Origin of the sequence: Pseudomonas brassicacearum (assembly GCF_000585995.1) — a bacterium.
GTDB lineage: Bacteria > Pseudomonadota > Gammaproteobacteria > Pseudomonadales > Pseudomonadaceae > Aquipseudomonas > Aquipseudomonas brassicacearum_A.
Genome location: NZ_CP007410.1, coordinates 871331 through 891626 on the forward strand (window position 1 = coordinate 871331; position 20296 = coordinate 891626).

A 20296-nucleotide genomic window follows, 5' to 3' on the forward strand; every position below is an offset into this window, starting at 1 on the left:
TGGAAGTGGTTGGTTTTCGAAAAGGGGGCAGATTTATTTTATGAGATCAGAGGGGGTGGGTTTATTGGCTTGCTCGGTGATCTAAAATAAATCTGTCCCCTTTTTTTGAAAACGGTAAGAGTCCGAGATGATGCGGGAGGTCATGACTTTGGTGTTGGGAATCCTCAAAATCGCGGCTCCCACTTTAATGATGAAATCGGGAATCATTATGACTACTGATATTAAAGTTACGAGTGCGCCTGATTTGTTAGTAAATAATGAGGTGTTTAACATTCGCTGTGCGGGGAAGCGAGGGGGCGGGGAGCTCTCGGTGGCAAGCTTTTTGACTGCCGGGGCGTCAAGCGATTCCGTATCCTCAGTATTAAGTTATTTGTATGATCTAATTGAGAAGAAATTTCCTGATTACGATCTGTGGTTTTTTCTAGGTAGTTCGGCATGGCAGCCAGATACACGGATTGTCCGCCATCGAAAATTGTGGGGGGCATTGAAGTTTAGGGGGTATGAGGTTGTTGGTGGCAGTAACTCGCAAGAGTACATTGTCGAGGCGGAAGGAAAAATTAAGTTTTTTGGTGCGTTGCGCCTGTCGAAGCTGTCTATTGAAACCGTCGCTAGTGTGCTTGAGACAGAGCGTTGTTCATATGTGGCAGCGCTCCCTAAGGGGTTTGATGTTCGAGTTGCTCTTGATAGGGGATGGTCGGGGGATGTAGAGGAAGATTTGAGTTTTCATTATTTGCTATCTGAAAAGCAAGGTCTGCTTTTTAAGAAGGTGGGTGAGTTTGATGACGGTGAACGGGGATTTATATCGGTTGGTTTGTCGGAGCAAATAAGTGTGTTGTTGCATTAAAGAGTTTCTTTAGAATTGTTATGGATAGAAAAACGAATGCAAAAAGGGGACAGATTTATTTTGTGCAAAAAAGGGGACAGATTTATTTTGTGAAACGCAGAGGGCAGATTTGTTGGTTTTGCTCGGTTTATAAATAAATCTGTCCCGGATGGCACTTACTTAACGACTAACCAGCTGATACACCTATAAAAAATTAAAACGTCTGGCCGAGTGCTCCCTCGAGGATGTTGTGTCAGGCTAAACCGTTTTTACCCGTAGCTTCTAGTTTCGCTAGGGGCTTTTTCATGCTTAGACGAGTCATTCAAGATGTTGATGAAGCTGGCGCCGCAGAAACGGCGCAACCCGCGTAATTTCTATTTGGGTATCGCTGCGGTAGTTCTGATTGCCGGGATTGGACGCTATTTCGCGCTCAAAGCCGAGCAGGAGAAGATGGCCCAACAGGCGCTGCTGGTCAAGCACCTCGCCCAACTGGACGCGACGCTGCCAAAGCAACTGGATGCAATTACCACCCTTGAGTACGTCGGTTTTACGTACGGTGACACGATCTTCTACCGCTACAGGATCGACTTAGCAGCGAGCAGCCTCTCCGAGGAACGCAAGGCCAGCATGGAGGCGAGAGTACGCCGTGATTTGGAGGAACTGGCCTGCAAGGAACCGCAGTTGCTGACGATGATGCGCAGGTTCAAGTTTCACCAGGAGCATTACTACCTGGCCAGAAACAGCACACTTTTTTCCATTGAGCTTCGCCCTGAGCAGTTGAGCTGCCCAAAATGATGCCGGTAAGGTGGGTGCCGTCGCTCGTTCATCGCTTCAACCATTCCCTAGACCGCAAGCCTCCAGCCAATCCGTCTTGCGAAAAGGGTATTTATGTCTTTTCTAGATAAAAACGTGCCTTGGAGGGCCATTGATGCGACACGATGTTGTTTTACGCTTTATAGCGATGACTTTGTTCTGCTTCACGCTGACCGGATGCATTCATTACGAACATAAAAGCGCAGAAGGAAAACCCTGGGCTGAGGTCGCGACAATTCGGCAGTTCGACAAGCATTTGTCGATAGACAAGATCGATGACGATACGTCGCTATATTGGCTAGCCCGCCAAACCGAGTATCGACTCGGCGCAGGAAGGCATAAACTTTCCGTTAAGTACGCTATTGGAACCGGATACTCACGTCCAATTGAAATGACCGTGGATTTGGTCGGTGGCCGTACCTATGGGCTTTATGGCATTTCTTCGATGAAATGGTGGTATTACGAAGTTCGTGATGTCGAGACAGGGCGTTCCGCGAAAGTTATAGAGCCGGCGGTCACAACGACGCCTTCTGAATCAGCCGGGCAGGCGGTCCAATAATATTATCGTGTAAAGGGCGTTTGCTCTCTGTCGGTTGGCGTAGCCGTTGGCGATGAATAGCGAGGGCTGCTTCGCAGCCCAGCGGGAGCAAGCTCCCTCGCCACAGAAGCCGGATTGTTGATCGCTCGCCCGTGGCGCAGTTTTATTTTGCTATCCCCTTCTTTTGTGGTTACAGCGGGCACCACGGGTCTTCCCCCTTCGCGCTTTCCAGGATCTTCGGAAAGTTTCGCTCAAAGGCCCAGCCTGAAGCCACGGCAGTCATGGTGGTTTTGCAGGCGGGATTCTTTTCCGAGACGATCACGTTCATATAGAACTGGCTGCCGTAGATTGTCGGCGCCCATAGCACCATGTCGCTTCTTTCGGCATTGCTGTCGATTTTCAATTGGATGGTATTGACGAGTGTCCCACCTGTCGTGAGTTCGGTCACCTGCGGGTGAAAGCAGTGGTTCAGGTAGCCCTGTACCCGTTCTTCCACCACCGTCCGTTCTTGCGTCAGGCAGTACTCGGGGCTGGTTACGCCAGTGTTCAGCAGCTCGTCCTTGGTATACGGATGCAGTGAGCAGCCGCTCAATAGCAGAAAAACGATCCCTGTAAATTTCTTATACAAAATTCATGCTCCTTCAGACGTTGTGGACCGCCAAAACTGATTGCCGTAAGGGCGACGGGCGGGACTATACGCAATTTGTTTCGGTGTGAAATGGCTAAACGGGCTTGTCGTAGGAATCGACGGAGCGAATATTCCCCATTGACTTGCAGGACATTTCCTAGAAAATTCCCGCCCCTTGCGCCTGCCGATTCCGGTGCCTAGTCTTTGTTCATCGCTGCCAATCCAGCGGTCGGGTTTAGCAGCTCGGAATCACGTTAGGCGCATGGCAACTGCCTTCAATGCGGGCATTTTTATTGCTCGAATTCTTATGGCGGCTGTGCGCAGGGCATCCTCGGGTGCGCCGGTTTCCTAACGTACCGGTCTGCTAACCTGCGCACGGCTGCCACCCTCTCGTTTAGCAGCGAACGTGGCGGCTCTTACTTACGTTAGGAGCATTCCATGGACAAACTCATCCCCGACCCACCCGTTCCACCGCTGCATCTGGATATCGCCGCCGACGCCAACGCCGAACGTGTCATCGATTCCTATCTGAACCCCAAACCCGCCCAGCCCGACAAGAAGCTGCCTCCGGGCCAGTTGTTCACCGTCGTGGAGGGCGTCGATGCTGAAAGCCTGTTGGCCAATCTCAGCGAAACCTTGGCCTCCGCCAATGCCATGGCCGGCGATTTGGCGTTCGACCTGGAGGATTCTCGACGGCATGTTGCGTTGGGATTGCAACAGTTGATCGAGCTGAGTCAGCTATTGGCAAACCGGGCACTGGATGTCGTCGATCCTAGATAGAAGCTGGAAACCGGCATGGGATAGACCACGTTTTTCCAAGAAGAAGTGACAGCGCTTCTTCGAGCCGTGGTCTGTTCCTGAGGGATGTGAGACGTCGTTTTTGTTATTTTTTCCGACACGTCATGTGAGACGCGTCTCTTTTTTGAATGGAAAAATCCCGCTCTCTTGAACCGAAAGCGATATGCAGGGTCTGGTGTGCGCGTGGTGTACGCATCAGCAGCGTGAGTGTTTTTTGGGGTTAGGCCGGTTTGGCTGTTCTTCCGCTCACGAGCTTGCTGTCATTTTCATATCGAGGGATCGAACATGTTCTTGCCCGCCCATTGGGCGAGGTTATGCTTGGCGCTGCTGTGCCGTTCTCCGCTAACACTCGCTTACGCCTCCCTGACCCGCCAACCTTCCGCAGCCCTGCAAACCCGCGAGCAATTCTGGGGCATGCCCAAGCGTGGCCTGGCGTTCCTGTTGGCCAACGTCATGTTCTGGCAACCGATGTGGGCCCAGGCGGGCGGGATCGTGGTCAGCGCGCCGGGCACCAGCCTCGGTCAGGCGGGCAACGGCGTGCCCATCGTCAACATCGCCAAGCCCAACGGCAGCGGCCTGTCCCACAACAAATTCAAGGATTACAACGTCGGCAGCAACGGCGTGATCCTCAACAACGCCACCAACCCCGCCCAAGCCACGCAACTGGGTGGGATCATCCTCGGCAACCCGAACCTCAAGGGCACGGCCGCCAGGATCATCCTCAACGAAGTCAACGGCGGCAACGCCAGTCAACTGCGCGGCTACACCGAAGTGGCGGGGCAATCGGCCCATGTCATCGTCGCCAACCCACATGGCATTACGTGTAATGGCTGCGGGTTTATCAACACCCCCAAGGCGACCCTGACGACGGGTAAGCCGATCATCGAAAACGGTCAGTTGAACCGCTATCAGGTGGATCAGGGCAGCGTTGCCATCGAAGGCGCGGGCCTTAACGCTAACAACGTTGACCGCTTCGAAATCATCACCCGCAGCGCCAAGATCAACGCCGAGATCCAGGCGAAAAACCTGACCATCGTCGCCGGGCGCAACGACGTCAATGCGGGCACCCTCAACGCCACCGCCCGTGCCGACGACGGCAGCGCGAAACCGGAACTGGCCATCGACTCCTCGGCCCTGGGCGGCATGTATGCCGGCGCGATCAAACTGGTGGGCACCGAAGCCGGCGTCGGGGTGAAGCTGGACGGCAAACTGATCGCCAGCGGTGGCGATATCCAGCTCGATGCCAATGGGCATTTGAGCATGGCTGAGACGGCCGCCGCCGGTGCCGTCAACATCCAGGCCCAAAGCCTGGAAACCCGCGGCCAGGTGTACGCTGGTAGCCGCTTGGACGTGAAGACCCAAGGCGACCTGACCAGCCAGAAAAACCTGGTGGCCCGCGACAGCATTCACTTGGACAGCGGCGGCACGTTCAGCAACAACGGCATCATCGAAGCCGGTGTCAATGCCGATAACAGCCGCAATACCACGGGCGATGTCACCCTCACAGCCAAGCAGCTGAACAACGGCGGCAAAACCGTCATCGCCAGCCGCGACTTGAACGTCACGACCACTGCGGCGCTGAACAACCAGGGCGGTACGCTCAGTGGGCAGCGCAAGACCACCGTCACCGGCAACGTGGTGGATAACCGCAACAAAGGCCGCATCCTCGGCAACACCGAACTGCACCTGAACGCCGGTCAAGTCCTTAACAGCCAGGGCGGCCTGATCAATAGCCAGGGCCTGCTGATGGCCAACCTGGGCCATCTGGAAAACAATGCCGGTGAGTTATCGAGCCTGCACAGCGCGACGCTGATCCTCGGCAGCCTGGACAACCTGACCGGCTTGGTCATGACCGGCAAAAACCTCGACATCACCAACACCGGCGCGATCAACAACCAGGGCGGTGAACTGTCCAGCCAAGGCGTTGTGACCGTGCGCACCGGCAGCCTGGATAACCGCAACAAAGGTACGGTTGCCGCCAATGGCAAGTTGCTGGTCAGCGCGACCGGCGCAGTAAAAAACACCGACAAGGGCCTGATCGCCAGCCGTGAGGGCGCGCTCGAACTCGATGCCGCCAGCCTGGACAACGCCAGGGGCACGCTGCAAGGCAAGGGCCTGGTGACCGTGGATGTCGCGGGTGATATCGACAACCAGGGCGGCAGCATCATCGCCCAGGACGCCAACCTGGGTGTCTTCGCGACCAACCTGGACAACCGTGGCGGCGTGCTGTCCAGCGTCAAGGCTGCATTGGAGGCGCGCACCACCGGCGTGTTGAGAAATGGCTACGACCTCTATCGCCAGGGCGGCACGATCCAAGCCCAAGGACTGAACATCCAAGCCTTGGCCGGGCTGTTCAACGACGGCGGGCGCATGGCCGCGCAAGCGGGCGATATCGTGATCAGCAACGCGGGCGCGGATATCGACAATCGCAGCGGCGGGATGTATGCCTCCGGCAAGGTCTGGGTCATTGGCCGGAATCTGGACAACAGCGGCGGCGGACAGATCAGCGCCAGTCGTATAGACCTTGACCTTTCGGGCGCGCTGAACAATAACGCGGGCATTATCGAAAGCCAGGACAGCCTGGATATCCTGGCCGCCAGCCTGAGTAACCAGAAAGGCCAACTGCGCACCCTGGGCAAGAACAGCACCACGGCGTTCAACATCGGTGGTCTGTTCGATAACAGCGACGGCACCCTCGAAACCGCCAGTCAAGATGTGGGCTTCGACACCGGCAGTGTCCAGAACGTGGGTGGCAAGCTGCTGCACACCGGCCTGGGACTGTTTGGCATCAGCCAGGCCAACCTGGGGCAGGCGGGTGGGCAACTGGTGACCTACGGCAACCTGACGGTGACGGCCGACAGCTGGACCAACAGCACCGCGATCCAGGCCGGGCACCTGGTGGTTCATGTCGACCAGTTGACCCAGACGGCCACCGGCCAGTTGCTCAGCGCCAACAGCATGGAAGGTCGTGGCAGCAACTGGCGCGTCGACGGCCTGATCGGCAGCGATGGGGCGATCGACCTGCAACTGACCGGCGCCTATGCCGGCAACGGCCGCTTGAGCAGTCTCGGCACCTTGGGCCTCAAGGCCGCGCTGATCAACCTGGAGCAAAACGGCAGCATCGTCGGCGGCGGCAGCACAAGCGTCGTGGTCGATGGTGTCCTCAACAGTTACGGTCGCCTGACCTCGGCGACGGACATGAGCGTCACTGCCGCCACGATCAACAACTACGGCACCCTCGGCAGTGCCGGCGCGCTCGGCGTATCGACTGGCGACCTGCTCAACGAACGCGGATTGATCTTCAGTGGCGGCAATACCAGCCTGCGCGTCAATAGCCTGACCAACCGCTATGCCGATATCTATAGCCTGGGTGATCTGAGCATCGATCGCGACGGCCTCGGCACCCGTGCCAGCCGCATCCTCAACAGCTCCGGCACGCTGCAGAGCGACGGCAACATGCGCCTGGCGGCCAGCACGATCGACAACGTCCGCGAGGTCTTGACCACCCACGATGCAGGCATCTACACCGCCTCGATCAGGGAAGTCGCCTGTATCGAAGGGGTCAACGCCGGCGACTGCAGCGGTGGCAAGGAAAACCACGTCTGGCAGATCATCCAGCGCGACAAGTTCGAAGTCACCGCGGCCAGCGCCGCCTCCAGCATCACCACTGGCGGCAACCTGAATATCCAGGGCGACACCCTGACCAACCGGAGCAGCAGCATCGGCGTCGGCGGCGCATTGACCGCCAACCTCGTCAGCTTGAATAACATCGGCATCGAGACCGGCGAGATCGAAACCTCGCGCACCTTCATGTCCGAACGCACGCGCCACCCGAGTGGCTGGCGCGCCGCCGCGAATGACTTCACCAACAAATATTGGCTGCAGAGCCCGGGTTACAACGCCAACGACCTGGGCGGCCTTGAAGCGGCGATGAGCCGTTTCATCGGCATGACCGAGCGTGAGGTCCCGGAGCTTCGTACTCAAACGGTCACCACCGACAACCAGACCTATGCCGCCATTATCCAGGCCGGTGGCGCCATCGACATTCCTACCCAGGGCGACGTCAACAGCGGCGTCGTGCGTGGCGGCTACAACTACGTCGGCGCCGGCCCGCGCACCGATACCCAGGCTGACAACGTTTTCTCCACCCGCGTCAGCGTCAATCGGCAACTGCCCCCCAGCCTGACCCAGCAACAGGTCGATCCGCTGGCCTTGCCGGGCTTTGATTTGCCGACCGGGCAAAACGGCCTGTTCCGCATGAGCGGCGACGCCTCAACCACGCCGACCCAAGGCTCAGGCCTGACCCAAGTGCGTGGCCTGCCGGACAGCTCGTTCCGGACCAACCCACAAAAGTACCTGATCGAGACCAACCCGGCGCTGACCGACATGCGCCGCTTCATGAGCTCGGACTACCTGCTGACGAACCTGGGCTACGACCCGGACACCGCCGCCAAGCGCCTGGGTGACGGCTTCTACGAACAGCGCCTGATCCAACAAGCCGTGATCGCCCGCACCGGCCAACGCTTCCTCGACGGCCAGACCTCCGACGACGGCATGTTCAAGTACCTGATGAACAACGCCATCGCCAGCAAGGACGCGCTGAACCTGTCCCTGGGCGTCAGCCTCACCGCCGAACAAGTCGCGGCCCTGACTCACGACATCGTCTGGATGGAAACCCGGACGGTGAACAACGAGCAGGTGCTGGTGCCGGTGCTCTACTTGGCCCAGGCCAACAACCGCCTCGCGGCGAATGGTGCGCTGATCCAGGGCGCCGATGTCAGCCTGATCGCGGGTAAAAACCTGAACAATGCGGGCACCCTGCGGGCGTCCAGCAACCTGAGGGCTTCGGCTGGCGACAGCTTGGTCAACAGTGGGTTGATGGAGGCGGGTGGTCGGCTGGATGCGTTGGCGAGTAACCACCTGACTAACAGGGCGGGTGGGGTTATTGCTGGGCGGGATGTCAGTGTTGTGGCCGTGGCCGGTGATTTGACCAACGAACGAACCCTCACCACCCATGCCAGCAGCACTGGCTACAAGACCGAACAGCGTGGTTTTGCCGACAGCGCGGCGCGGATTGAGGCGAGTCATGATCTGAGCGCGGGCGCTGGGCGGGATATCGCCAATGTTGGTGGTGTGCTCAAGAGTGGTAACGACACCACATTGCGCGCGGCCCGAAATATGAACATCACCGCCGCCGAGCAGATGGACAGCCATACGCAGGGCAGCAAACACCGGGACCAGACCATTACCCAGAATGGTTCTAGCGTTACGGTTGGGCGGGATCTTCAGGCCGCTGCGGGCGGTGACCTCAACGTGATCGCCAGCCAGATCGAAACCAAGCGAAATTTGGCCATTGCGGCTACCCAAAACTTGACCTTGGGGCCAGCGGCGAATGAACAGCATTCGTATGGCAAGAGCAAGAAGGTCAAGAGCATTGAGGATCATGTCCAGCAGGTGTCCACCACGCTCAAGGCGGGCGGGGATGCGACGCTGAGCGCGGGGCAGGATCTGACGCTGGTAGCGAGTACGGTCAACGCGGGGAATGAGGCGTACTTGGTGGCAGGCAACAACCTCGCCCTGAAGGCCGCTGCGGATCAGGACTACAGCTTCTACAGCAAGACCAAGAAGTCTTCTTCCGGGAAGAAATTCCGGTTGGATGAAACGGACAGCACCACCCAGGTGGGCAGCCTGGTCAGCTCCGGTGGTAACAGCACGCTGGTGGCGGGAGAAAACCTGCTGTTGGCGGGTAGCGCGGTGACCGCCGAGAAAGGTGCGACGAAATTGGTCGCAGGCAAGGATGTTCAGATTCTTGCCGTGACGGATTCCGACAGCGCTCGACATGAGCGTAAGGAAAGCAAAAGCAGTTGGGGCGGGTTCAAGTCGAGCAAAGTCCAAGACAAGGTCGACGAGAAACGCACCACTGCGGTGGGCAGCATGGTCTCAGGCGAGACGGTCACCGTCGCGGGCGGCCAAGATGTGAAAGTGACGGGTTCGTCCCTGGTCAGTACTGGTGATCTGGCGGTCCAGGCTGGGCGTGACTTGACCATCGATGCGGCGCGGAACACCTTCTCGCGCACCGATATGCACAAGGAAAAGAATCGTGACCTGACCGGTGTGCTGACCGGTAACAAGCTGGGCCTGGATGACATGACGGGCAACCAGCATCTGTTTATCAACAGTCAGAAGCACAACGGCACGGCTACAGAAACCACGCTTACCGGCAGCACGATCGGTTCCAGTGCCGGCAATGTAACGCTGACGGCTGGGCGCGAGTTGAGTGTGGTGGCCAGTGATTTGGTTAGTACCAAGGACATGTCCTTGAATGGCGCTAACGTCACCATTGCTGCCGGGACTGAAACGGCCGACCAGATTAGCAAGGACAACGCCAGAAGTTTGGCCGTGGGTCGCGTGGTCGGTGGGATAGTGGTCGATACCGTCAAGAGCATTCGTAATGACGTACGGGCTGCGCAACAGGCCGATGACAAGCGCTTGAAGGCAGTCAAAGCTGCGCAGGCATTGCTTTCAGCATATAACGCGATGCGCGGCGATGACAGTGCGGCTAATGAGTCGGACGGCAGGCCAGCCAACAGCAAAGGTTCCTTTATCAAGATAGGTACCGAGCTGGCCAATACCCGTAAGAAAAGCACCAGTGAATACCACGCCGAAACGACCAAACAATCGACACTCAACAGCGGCGGCAGTCTGGACGTGATCGCCAACGGAAATGCGCCCGATACCAAAGGCGATATCCGTGTTGTGGGTAGCAGTATGAAGGCCAACGACACCCTGCTGCAGGCGAAAAACAATATCACTCTCGAAAGTGCTCAGGACCGGAGTAACTGGGATAACCAGAACTCCACCAACAAGACCAGCATCGGCGCCAGTTTCAACATTGGCGAACAGATGGGATTCACCCTCGACCTCGGTGCAAAAATGGCCAAGGGCATGGGAACCGGTCACGACGTCACTCATATCAACAGCACGGTGGATACGGGACTACTGGTTCTAAAAAGTGGGCAAGACACCACGCTGGCTGGGGCTCAAGTGCGGGCCGACGCGATCAAGGCGGATGTCGGCGCAAACCTGCACATCGCGTCGCGCCAGGACGAGGCAAGCAAGAAAAACAAACGAACCAGCGGCGGCGTGGGTGTAAGCATATGCGTCCCACCGTTCTGCCTGGGATCGATGGTCTCAGGCTCTGCCGAATACGCTGGCAGCAAAGTGAACAGCAATTATCGGGCGGTCACTGATCAAACCGGACTGTTTGCCGGAGTCGGCGGCTACGACATCGATGTGGGAAAAAACACCGTCCTTCAGGGCGCGGTAATCGCCAGCGAAGCAAGCGTCGACAAGAACCACCTCAGCACGGGCCGGTTGTTAGTCAGTGACATCAAAAACAAAAGCGATATCAAAAGCCAGGCTGCGGGCCTGAGCTACTCCGGCGCGACCGCAGGATTCAGCGATGCCCGTTCAGGTGTCGGCGGCGCAATACCGTTGATGCTCGCAGATTCCGACAGCAGCAAAACCCGCAGCGCCGTCAGTCCGGGAACCATTACCGTACGCGATGCGGCCGGGGCGAATGATCTTGTCGGTTTGAACCGCGATACCGCCAATGCCAACAAACAGCTTGATCGGCCGGATGAGAAGGCCATGCAGGAGCGGATCGACCTGATCCAGAGCTCGGCGCAGTTATCTGGCAGCGTGATCGATATGGTCGCTGAAGCCAAGATGAACGAGGCAAACAAACTTCGCAAACAGGCGGATGCGCAGTCCAACGCTGGTTCGTCTGGAGCCGCTGAAACGGCCCGGGCGGCAGACGCGGCGTTCGCAGAGGCCAAGCGTTGGCAGGTCGGTGGCGATAAGAAAATGATGGCCGATATTGCCTCGGGTCTGATCGCTGTGGGCTTGGGTGGCGCTACGGGCGGTACGGCGGTTGGGATTGTTGCTAATACTTCGGCCAGCGACATTTCCAATAGGATTGGTACGTTTGCCGACGCTCAAGAACATAGAGAGGGTATTGATAGCGCGACCAAAGCCGCGTGGGCTGAGGGCGGCGCGGCACGGATCCTGTTGCACGCCTTAGCAGGTGCCGCGATAGGCTTGTCCAGCGGCAACGCGGGGAGCGGGGCGCTTGGGGCCGGTGCGTCTGCGGCGTTGATGCCGTTCATTGGCAAAGCGCTCAGTGACAGCGGAATGACAGAAGCTGACCAAGATGCCCTTGCCACGCTGGTCGCGACGGGGGTTGGCGCGGCGGTAGGTTCTAGCAACGGCAGTATCGGTGCGGTAGTCGCCGGCGGTGTGGCAAATAACGTCGACACATTTAACAGGAGGTTGCACAAGGAACAAGAGGTCCCAGTACTGGAGAAGAAGGCCGAAGAGCTTGAAAGGACCTTGGGGGAACCGGGTTCCAGTGCCAGTTGGAAAGACTTGTTGATGATGGCAGCGGGCGGCAGTGTTAATGCCGCAGACGAAGCTCGACTGGATCAACTGTATTTGCAGTCTAAAGGTAGTGACCCGGAGTCCCAACGTCTCAATGAGGATCTGAATTTCGCCAAGGGGATCGTCGCCGAGTTGAAGGCACAGAAAATCCCCCTGACGTGGAGCGACGGAAGCCCAATCGTCGCGAATGGCGAGAAAGTCTTTGCCTTCGGTGCAACCGAGGAACAATTCAACGACTCAACACTGTTCAACGCGGCGGGGTTGTATGGCCCTGGAGCCGTGTACGAGCAATGGCGCCAGTACGGACAGGACCAGGCAAGCCTGCATGCGGGCGAACTTGCAAATTTGTCGAGCTATGAATCTGAAGTAGAAGACGCTGCTCAACGGCTTTCGGTTCTGGCTGGGAAAGGGGTCGTGACCGTTTCGCCGGAGTTGGATGCGGCGATGCTGGTAATGCCCGGAGCCAGGGCTGCGAAGACGGTATTTGAGACAGTCTTGGAGAGAATGGCTGCTAAAAAAGCGGCTGGATTGGAGGCTGAGGCGGGTGTTGGTGTTGGGGCAAAAGGCTTAACGCCTAGTCTTGGGTCATTTAATGAGCAGAACTTTACGCTTAATGGTCAAGCGCAGTTTGTTGAAAGCCGATTTATCCAACTGAATACTACTGTGCGTCTTTCGGAGGACTTTACGCTTAATACAGGTGTTGTGGTGCCTAAGGGAAGTGTAGTTACGGTTAGTGATGATGTCATGAAAATAGTTGAGCCTAGTGGTGTTAGCTCAATTAAATCGTACAATAAAAATATCGCTCAGCCATTAATGTTAACTGACAGCGGGGCGAAAACTTTTACACTGGACGATGTTCGCAATCTGAGTGGTCGGGAGAAATGGGAAGCCGGAGAAACGTACGTTCAAGAGCTTTACGGGTCGACAGGTCAACGATACTATCCGGTCCCAGGTACCGGCGGGCGCTATGTCGATGCTCCTGTAGATATGCCCAATGGCACTATTGCTGCAAATGAGGTGAAGACGTACCAGCGGGTTATAAGCTCTACGGGAAACTTGAATGAAGTACCGCTCTCTGAAAAAATCTACGCCCAGATTGAGAAGGATCTTTATCTTCGAGATGCCGTTAAAGGGTATGAGCCAAAATGGATATTTTTAGAAGCGCCACCCGCGAAAGAACTATCGAGAATTCTGCAGCTGAACAAAATTGATATAGTTATTCACAAGTGATTTTGAGGTGTGTGATGGTTAAAGCTAGCGAAACAGCGGAAAGTCTACTAGCGCGACGTGTCGCTGGATTTGATTTGTTCAAAGCGGAACGCATGCCTGTACTTCATGATTTTTGTAAGAGCTTGGGGTTTGATGAACCACACGAAGTGCTGAATCGGCCTGAAAAATTTCTGTCTACGTTGGATAGTGGCTTTATGAACGCTGTCATCAGTGAAGAGAATAGGGTTTGGCTCATCACTCGCATGGGGTATTACATTGGGGAATACCTAGTGTGCCTCTACGACGGCCTCTGGTTGATTGATAAAGATCCATCGTCACCAACATTTGCTAAGTATGTGGTTGGAGATTTTTCGTTTGATGGAGTTATTGCCAAAGTTGTTGATCCATTTGAAATGGCTCAGTGCTATGTGGATACACCTGTACCGCGTTTCTTGAAACAAGAAATCGAAAAGAAGCTGGTAAGAAAATAGAGGAAAGCATGAGTTATGCTTCTTGAGTTTATTTATTGCAAGAAAGAATGGCATGTTAACGGTGTTGTATAACTTGGCATTTTGTTGTTTTTTTGCGCAAAGAAGATTTTGAAGAGAGCGCGGTAAGATCGCGATTTTTTCGAATGGTTAGTTAATTTGGAACTCGCAGATGGACTGGAAAGGGGACGCCCATTAGCCGGTCTCAAATCAAGGCTAAAAGCCAACCTGCCCTGCAGCTTTAAACTGCAGTGAAAAGGGGACAGATTTATTTGTCGTGCTGGTAAATAAATCTGTCCCCTTTTTTACAAGCGGCCAGAATCCGAGCCAGAAAATACTCGAAAATGCCTTCAATGCGGTCAACAGCCGCTTTGTTAAGTCTTCACGTGCGGCGGGCGAGGAAATTGCTGAGGTCCACCACTGGAACTTCGGTAAGACAGATTTTCCAACGCAGATCGTTGACCCCCGGCATTTAGTACCCGTACCTTCGCGCGAAGCTCATCAACTGATACACCAGCAAACCAGTGCAACTTCCAAAATCTGGATGGGGCATATTTCTCCGTTGCACAGAATAGAGATCCCCGATTGGTCAACGCCCCTAGCGCCAAAACGGTGAAGGTATGAATCTCAAGAAGACATTTCAAGTGCTAGGATTGCCGGCAGTGCTGGGTGCATGTGCGGATGGAAGCATCCGTCCGCCCATCTGTACGCTTGACGCTCCGGCGCAGTGGTATGGGTTTCCACCAGCGTTGATCCCGCTGTGGAGCGATGGATCGCGGCCGACTTATATAGGCTATTGGAAGCACTGGTTTGTCGACCGCGAACCCTGCTTCGTCAAGATGTATGTAGCGTCCGAGCATATGACGATCGAGATTGCCCGCACTCCCGCCCAGTTGATGGGTGTTATAGCAATGATGTCCATCAGTGTCGAAGACGGTGCCACCCCAAAGCTTGAGCAATTTGCCCAAGCGGTTGGACTTGATTGTCTGGAAGCGCTGGAGGTGCAGTCACTGAGTACCGGTGACGATCCCCAAGGCTTCGCCAACGTCGAATTGTTTAGCAAGCAGACGCCGCTGGAGAGCATTGCTGAAGGCTCTGGACCCTACAGCGGAGACTTTCCCAACCCGTCCGACCCCGGGCCATGGTGGGAAAGCAGTTGCTCCTTCGAAATCATCGACAGGGATGTGCCCGCGCCGAAAGGTGGCCAATTGCCGGCGTGGTTTGATCCTGATCGAGAGAAAAAGCCGTTGTTTGAGAGCTTCTTGCAAGCCGGACGCTTGGACTATGCGTGGCTGACCCTGAACTCCACAGGTTGGTCGATAACCGATGCGCGGCAGGCGCTTGTGGCGTTGCAGACACGGAGCAACGACAGAGGCTTCGATGCAGTAGTGGAGTATTGGATGTCGGTTGCGGATGTCAGCGCCGGGGGATACTGAACCCCATGTCCAACCGGTTTAAAAGCAAGGAGAAGGGGACAGATTTATTTTTCAAGACATGGGCATAAATAAATCTGTCTCCTTTTTTTTGCTGGGTCAGCACTTCCGGCATACCCGCCGAAGAAAGGAACTGAATAATGAATGTCATACCGCTAAGCCATACGACGCAGAAATTAATTTTCTACGTGGCCCAAGACTTAAACCTATCCGTTAGGTTTGATGTTAAGCAGCTTATGAACGAGCTTGCTGTGTCAAGGATTTGGAGTATTGCACCGCCCAGTTTTATTGATGAAAAAGACGAGAATGATCTGGAGGTGGTGGGTGGAATGCTAGAGATTTATTCAGCAATACCACCGAATACGCTTCCTGTAGGTATGGACTCGAAGAAACTAGAGGAAGTAGAAGTTCTGATTGAGGCTGTCAGAGCCCTATCTGAGAAAAATTGTCTGTCCTTTGAATTCCAATTAGATGCTACTTATGTTGGTTGCATTGAGGATGGTGTCGTAGATCGAGTCCTTCAGGAAGGCTTGCTTACGCCGTGGAGAAATAATCTCAGTGCGGAAGGTGAATAAAATCGGAAAAATGAAAAGGGACAGATTTATTTGTCGTGCTGGGGTACCTTGGAGGCCGATAAAATGAATAAGCAGCTAGACTTTCTACTCGATAAGGTGTTAAGGCATGATCTGGTTTTGGTTCAGGTAACTGGCGCTCCACGCCCGCAAGTCTTGCGCGCTAAAATTGAGCGGATCTATTCTACCGGAAAAGGAATTGTTTATGGGTTTCTTAATTCGGAAGTTGAATTCGTTCGATCTGGTGGGACGTGGGGGGATGTAGCTCTGAAAGTTGGTGAACAGGCCCTGCTGTTTGTTGCGTCGGTTTCTGGGAAGCTATATGAAGATGTTTGGCATGGACATATGGTTGTAGAGGATATTGAAGGGAGCTTGTATGCGATTTACCCCCGTAAGGAGTTATGGCTGAGTGAAGATATTCCATCCTTAATCAGGGTGGCCTCCAGGCAAGACCCAAAACGATCATACGCGACAGCAATTCGTTTCGATGTGATGGAGGAGTATTTGATAAGTTTGATAGAGGGGGCGGTAGTAGTGGGGGCTAATTGTTGTATTGAAGAAAATGGGGGAGGCCACGTTTTTACGGACAAAAGGGGGTGGATTTACTTTTCATTTGAAAAGGGGATAAATTGAAAAGGGGGCAGATTTATTTGTCGTGCTGGTAAATAAATCTGTCCCCTTTGTTCTGTTGAGGCAGATATCAATACTTGGGTCCCAGTCTGGAAGAGCGAAGGCTGGTCAGCTAGTAAAATAGAGATGACACGCAAGGAAGTTCATGAATTGAACAAAAAATTATTTGATGGGATGGGCGCTAAGTATGAATCCAAATGATTATGTGGGTCGTCCGATAATTGGTGTGTTGGCGGCGTTAAAAGATGTATTTCCTTTGGTTGAATATACTAAAGTTGAGCGTGATGAGTTTTTGAAATTGCCAGAGTGTGGCGTTTATTTTCAGGCAGGTAGCGAGGGGGTTGTCGTAGCCTACAGAGTCTATTACCAAGCAGTTGGAGAGTATTATCCCGCTGCTGCTGAAACAAAGAATGCATGTTTTGGGATTGCGACCGTTGAGGACTCAATTGCTTTCTTTGGCCAACCCGTGCGAGATATACCATCTGTCCGTATTCCTGGTATCGCTCCTACCAGTCCGGGGTATGAGTTTTTAACGGATGGACGAGTGGTGGCCGTGCATTATGATTCTAGTACTCGTCTTGTTACATATGTACATGTAAAGAAAATAGTTAAGCAATAACGCAAAGGGTAACCAAAAGAACGAAAAAAGGGGCAGATTTGAATGGCACTTACTTAACGTGCTTAGCATGCCCATGCTTCCTGATATCTGCCCTTGCTGACCGACGTGATTTGGTCAGTAAGGGGTAGGCCTGGGGTCTTCGTTTAATAGCTCGCGGCTCGACACGGCCAGGTCTGTTCCCAACGCGTCTTTGTGCGATCAGCTTCAGCAAATGTGCCATGCCAGCCTCTTTTTCACCGCTCCCATATTGTCGCAGCGCCAACCACAGCTGAAGGCTGTGTTTGAAGCTCAGCTCACGAGGCAAGCAGTCTGCTAAGAGAGCCGATTGTGCCATGAGCATTCGGATCAGATTGTGTGCCAGTAGGTAGACCCAGAGTTCCTTGACCCCCATGCCAGGGGTTTTGCAGCTTAGCTTTCCAAGTCCCAGGGTGGACTTGAGATTGCGCAAATCCAACTCGACATGCCATCGCCCTTTGTACAGCGATTTACGAGCGAAAAGGGGACAGATTTATTTTATGCAAAGAAAAAGGGGACAAGAAAAAGGGGACAGATTTATTTTATGAGATGCAGAGAGGGCAGGCTTATTAGCTTGCTCGTGATAAATAAATCCGTCCCCTTTTTTGCGCTTTTTTCGGTCAGGCCGCTCAGATCGCGGCAGAAAATGCGTTTTCCCAAAAAGGATTTGATGTGGTAGGGAAATACATTGAAAAGGTCTGGGTACCAAACCCTAGTGATCCTAGAACAGTTGCGTGGGTGCCGAAATGAATGACATTATTAAGAAGTTTGACAAGCTCTGCAATGTGGCTATGGCTGCGTTTAGTGAAGAATTAGAGGTTTCCTATGAGGTGTCGCTGTTAAATATTCTGGAGTTCGTTAAAGATAATCCAGACTATAAAGATGTCTTTGTAGACAGATTTAAGTTGATCTTGATGTCGGGTAGTTCGTCATTTGAAGTTGTAGCATTTTGCATGCGTGAACTTCAGTGGGCTGAAATTAAAGAGTTTGTGCTATCAAATATGAACCCCTCGCAGGATCCGCGTAGTGAAGCCCTGCGAAGTGTGTTAGCTGCATATGACGATTTTTGGTCTGATGCAGATATTTATAGGTACTACGATAAGAGTTAGTTTGCGTAAGGAGAAGGGGACAGATTTATTTTGTGAGGTGCAGAGAGAGCAGGGTTATTGGTTTGTTCGGTGTTCTAAAATAAATCTGTCCCCTTTTTTTTGTCCTAGTTAAAGGTGGGAGAATAGTTAATGGACAATAAAGAGGTTCTTAAGGTCATTGACAGTATGATGTGGGCGAAAAAAGCCTCAATTTTTCTTTTGTTGCTTGATTATGCTCTACGTAATTTTGATTCGGCGAGCGGTACCCAAGAAAAATGTCAGGAGGCGGTTGATAGATGTTGGCTATGGCTGTCTGATCGAGGGGTCAGTGCGGATGAATTAGCATATTACCTAGACTCCGAGGAAATGCAGAGCGGACCGTTGGCGGAAGAAAATTTTGCATCTGAAAGCGTAGAGCAAAATAGTTTGATTTTGATTTTGTTGGTAATCGGTTTTTTTGCTAATAAGGCCTACAAGGTTGCGGGGCTACAAGAGCAAATGTCTGAGTCGATATGTGAGGCGGACGAGAGTTCCGCTGTATATATCGTTGACTATATTGGTCGGGTAGGTTTGTCTGGTGTGTTGAGTGTTTATCTATCCGCTAAAGCTGAGCTTTAAGCGGAAGGGCGAACAGGGGGCTGATTTATTTGTGAAGCGCAGAGGGAGCATGTTTATTGGTTGTGCTCGGTTTATAAATAAATCTGCCCCTTTTTTCTCTGCTGTCGTCGAAAGTGTTTCGGTGGTCTGCGGTCATTAAAATTTTGCAGGGAAGTAATCATGAAAAAAATCACCTTTTTAGTTCTAGCCATGGCTCTGGCAGGCTGTCACTCAAATGTCAGGGACTCCTCTCCAAGCTTGCTCAAGGACGGCGTCCAGTTGCAGCAAACCAAGGTCGTCGCTGACGCGGACCATGCCAAGATCATCATGAAGTCGACAGGGTTTACCCACCCGGTGCAATTCTCCGTGCGGCGCAGTTACGATACCGATCAGCGTGCCGAGGTCTTGGGAACCGTGGTCGATTCCGGTCGTGGCAAGGTATTCGGCTGGATCGCCAAAGTGAACGAGGTTGCCAACAGCGCCACCGTAAAACGTTTCCCCCAGCTGGAGGTGCAGGCTGATCCCGGACAGGCGATTGAAGTGATCGGTGAATCACGGGTCTACGACTCGAACTACTACCGCTATGCCGAAAAAATTGTTTATGCATGCGGCCCTATGAGCTCTACCTTCAAACCCGAGAAGCAAAAGGTTTATTTGGTGGAGTTCGTGATCATCGGGGCCGGTTGTGAGCAGCATGTCTACGACGTCACACAACCACAGGAGCGTATTCCTGTTGCGAGCGTATCGGGCCTCTGAATCCGATTTAAGGATTGAGAAACGGGCGACCCTCAAGTCGCCCGTTTTCATTACTCCGCAGCCTGCGTGAGAATGTGGACTTACTGCTTGGTCGTGATAAATAAATCCGTCCCCTTTTCGGTCAAGATAGAAACTTTAACAGTTCGGCATATAAGGTTTATTATGAGAATAGAATGCGTGAGGCGTTGAATGATCCGTCGAGAACTATAGGGTCTACGACTGTAAAATTTAAGCGTGAAAATTCAGATTCGATAAGGCCGGATACTATGGAGTTGACCTATACTATCGATGGTAAAACTCGAACGGTCTCCTTTGAAAATGAAGCTGGTAAAATTCCAGAGGTGAGTAATGGTTACTAAAGATTTAGAAATTGTGAAGGAAATATTTTCTTTAATTGATTCTGGAATAGTTTTGGGTTATGACTCTTTCTGTTATGAGGTTGAGGTGGGTGAAGGGTACATGGAGTCGGTGCTGACTGTTGAGAAGGATGGTGTTGAAGTAACCGATGCTGATACTGATTTTAATAGCTCCAAACTATACAGGTTGATAAAGGAATTGAAGGCAGAGGGCAAGGCTCGAGGTGAGGAATGGCTTTCTTTTTCAATATCCTATCGACGTGAGGGTGAGGTGAAAACGAAGTTTAATTACTGACGTTCAAATGCACAGTGCCGCGAAAAGGGGATTTATTTTATAAGGTGCAGAGAGTCGATTCATTGGCTTGCTCGGTGTTCTAAAATAAATCCCCCTTTTCCCCCTTTTCCCCTCTACCAAATCTACTGCTGTAGAGGTGCCGCGAGATGTACATATTGCAGGCCTACGTATGGCGGAAAAAGTAAGGAAAAGAGGACAG

General features: G+C 53.4%; 16 protein-coding genes and 1 pseudogene. 15 read left to right on the forward strand and 2 right to left on the reverse strand.

Annotated features, from left to right (window positions below):
- Positions 1 to 142 precede the first annotated feature (142 nt).
- The 3 genes from CD58_RS03620 to CD58_RS03630 all read left to right on the forward strand — a co-directional run bounded on the left by CD58_RS03620 (position 143) and on the right by CD58_RS03630 (position 2195).
- Positions 143 to 844 carry a hypothetical protein gene (locus CD58_RS03620; protein WP_025211710.1) on the forward strand — a complete coding sequence of 234 codons (702 nt, stop codon included), beginning with the start codon at positions 143 to 145 and terminating at the stop codon, positions 842 to 844.
- A gap of 306 nt (positions 845 to 1150) precedes the next feature.
- A complete protein-coding gene (locus CD58_RS03625; protein WP_025211711.1) occupies positions 1151 to 1618 on the forward strand; it encodes a hypothetical protein in 468 nt (155 codons plus the stop codon).
- Between the two features lie 133 nt (positions 1619 to 1751).
- Positions 1752 to 2195: a hypothetical protein gene (locus CD58_RS03630; protein ID WP_025211712.1), complete on the forward strand. Its 444-nt coding sequence runs from the start codon at positions 1752 to 1754 to the stop codon at positions 2193 to 2195.
- 169 nt (positions 2196 to 2364) lie between these two features.
- Here the strand turns inward: CD58_RS03630 and CD58_RS03635 are convergent, their stop codons facing one another.
- The gene (locus tag CD58_RS03635; RefSeq protein WP_025211713.1) at positions 2365 to 2802 is read right to left on the reverse strand and encodes a hypothetical protein; all 438 of its coding nucleotides are present in this window, start codon (positions 2800 to 2802) and stop codon (positions 2365 to 2367) included.
- Positions 2803 to 3240: 438 nt separating this feature from the next.
- Between CD58_RS03635 and CD58_RS03640 the strand changes: the two genes are divergently transcribed.
- The 8 genes from CD58_RS03640 to CD58_RS29920 all read left to right on the forward strand — a co-directional run bounded on the left by CD58_RS03640 (position 3241) and on the right by CD58_RS29920 (position 16990).
- A complete protein-coding gene (locus CD58_RS03640) occupies positions 3241 to 3582 on the forward strand; it encodes a DUF6124 family protein (RefSeq protein WP_025211714.1) in 342 nt (113 codons plus the stop codon).
- Between the two features lie 432 nt (positions 3583 to 4014).
- Entirely contained in the window at positions 4015 to 13269 is a 9255-nt protein-coding gene (locus tag CD58_RS03645; RefSeq protein ID WP_235195310.1) for a hemagglutinin repeat-containing protein, read from the forward strand.
- 14 nt (positions 13270 to 13283) lie between these two features.
- Positions 13284 to 13739 (forward strand): hypothetical protein, encoded by a 456-nt coding sequence (locus CD58_RS03650; protein ID WP_025211716.1) that lies wholly within the window; start codon positions 13284 to 13286, stop codon positions 13737 to 13739.
- A gap of 274 nt (positions 13740 to 14013) precedes the next feature.
- Positions 14014 to 14352, forward strand: coding sequence for a hypothetical protein (locus CD58_RS29915; protein WP_144238506.1), 339 nt, complete (start codon positions 14014 to 14016; stop codon positions 14350 to 14352).
- A 4-nt stretch (positions 14353 to 14356) separates the two neighbouring features.
- Complete coding sequence (locus CD58_RS03655; RefSeq protein ID WP_025211717.1) at positions 14357 to 15172, forward strand: hypothetical protein; 816 nt, start codon at positions 14357 to 14359, stop codon at positions 15170 to 15172.
- 137 nt (positions 15173 to 15309) lie between these two features.
- Entirely contained in the window at positions 15310 to 15744 is a 435-nt protein-coding gene (locus CD58_RS03660) for a hypothetical protein (RefSeq protein ID WP_025211718.1), read from the forward strand.
- Between the two features lie 63 nt (positions 15745 to 15807).
- Positions 15808 to 16374, forward strand: coding sequence for a hypothetical protein (locus CD58_RS03665; RefSeq protein WP_025211719.1), 567 nt, complete (start codon positions 15808 to 15810; stop codon positions 16372 to 16374).
- A 184-nt stretch (positions 16375 to 16558) separates the two neighbouring features.
- On the forward strand, positions 16559 to 16990 hold the full coding sequence (locus tag CD58_RS29920) for a hypothetical protein (protein WP_144238507.1): 432 nt from the start codon (positions 16559 to 16561) through the stop codon (positions 16988 to 16990).
- A 49-nt stretch (positions 16991 to 17039) separates the two neighbouring features.
- Here CD58_RS29920 and CD58_RS03670 read toward each other — a convergent pair.
- Positions 17040 to 17492: pseudogene (locus CD58_RS03670) on the reverse strand (transposase); the annotation flags it as partial.
- Between the two features lie 259 nt (positions 17493 to 17751).
- Between CD58_RS03670 and CD58_RS03675 the strand changes: the two are divergent.
- The 4 genes from CD58_RS03675 to CD58_RS03690 all read left to right on the forward strand — a co-directional run bounded on the left by CD58_RS03675 (position 17752) and on the right by CD58_RS03690 (position 20097).
- On the forward strand, positions 17752 to 18114 hold the full coding sequence (locus CD58_RS03675; protein WP_025211721.1) for a hypothetical protein: 363 nt from the start codon (positions 17752 to 17754) through the stop codon (positions 18112 to 18114).
- Positions 18115 to 18243: 129 nt separating this feature from the next.
- Positions 18244 to 18711 (forward strand): Imm6 family immunity protein, encoded by a 468-nt coding sequence (locus CD58_RS03680; RefSeq protein WP_025211722.1) that lies wholly within the window; start codon positions 18244 to 18246, stop codon positions 18709 to 18711.
- Positions 18712 to 18870: 159 nt separating this feature from the next.
- Positions 18871 to 19446 (forward strand): hypothetical protein, encoded by a 576-nt coding sequence (locus tag CD58_RS03685; protein ID WP_025211723.1) that lies wholly within the window; start codon positions 18871 to 18873, stop codon positions 19444 to 19446.
- Positions 19447 to 19794: 348 nt separating this feature from the next.
- On the forward strand, positions 19795 to 20097 hold the full coding sequence (locus CD58_RS03690; protein ID WP_025211724.1) for a DUF600 family protein: 303 nt from the start codon (positions 19795 to 19797) through the stop codon (positions 20095 to 20097).
- Positions 20098 to 20296: the final 199 nt, after the last annotated feature.

Excerpts from the sequence above, each read along its gene's own strand:
- CD58_RS03625 (WP_025211711.1), top strand. The coding sequence starts at position 1,151 with ATGTTGATGAAGCTGGCGCCGCAGAAACGGCGCAACCCGCGTAATTTC.
- CD58_RS03685 (WP_025211723.1), top strand. The coding sequence starts at position 18,871 with ATGAAAAAAATCACCTTTTTAGTTCTAGCCATGGCTCTGGCAGGCTGT.
- CD58_RS03650 (WP_025211716.1), top strand. The coding sequence starts at position 13,284 with ATGGTTAAAGCTAGCGAAACAGCGGAAAGTCTACTAGCGCGACGTGTC.
- CD58_RS03690 (WP_025211724.1), top strand. The coding sequence starts at position 19,795 with ATGGTTACTAAAGATTTAGAAATTGTGAAGGAAATATTTTCTTTAATT.
- CD58_RS03655 (WP_025211717.1), top strand. The coding sequence starts at position 14,357 with ATGAATCTCAAGAAGACATTTCAAGTGCTAGGATTGCCGGCAGTGCTG.
- CD58_RS03640 (WP_025211714.1), top strand. The coding sequence starts at position 3,241 with ATGGACAAACTCATCCCCGACCCACCCGTTCCACCGCTGCATCTGGAT.
- CD58_RS29920 (WP_144238507.1), top strand. The coding sequence starts at position 16,559 with ATGAATCCAAATGATTATGTGGGTCGTCCGATAATTGGTGTGTTGGCG.
- CD58_RS03620 (WP_025211710.1), top strand. The coding sequence starts at position 143 with ATGACTTTGGTGTTGGGAATCCTCAAAATCGCGGCTCCCACTTTAATG.
- CD58_RS03645 (WP_235195310.1), top strand. The coding sequence starts at position 4,015 with ATGCCCAAGCGTGGCCTGGCGTTCCTGTTGGCCAACGTCATGTTCTGG.
- CD58_RS03660 (WP_025211718.1), top strand. The coding sequence starts at position 15,310 with ATGAATGTCATACCGCTAAGCCATACGACGCAGAAATTAATTTTCTAC.
- CD58_RS03680 (WP_025211722.1), top strand. The coding sequence starts at position 18,244 with ATGGACAATAAAGAGGTTCTTAAGGTCATTGACAGTATGATGTGGGCG.
- CD58_RS03675 (WP_025211721.1), top strand. The coding sequence starts at position 17,752 with ATGAATGACATTATTAAGAAGTTTGACAAGCTCTGCAATGTGGCTATG.
- CD58_RS03665 (WP_025211719.1), top strand. The coding sequence starts at position 15,808 with ATGAATAAGCAGCTAGACTTTCTACTCGATAAGGTGTTAAGGCATGAT.
- CD58_RS03630 (WP_025211712.1), top strand. The coding sequence starts at position 1,752 with ATGCGACACGATGTTGTTTTACGCTTTATAGCGATGACTTTGTTCTGC.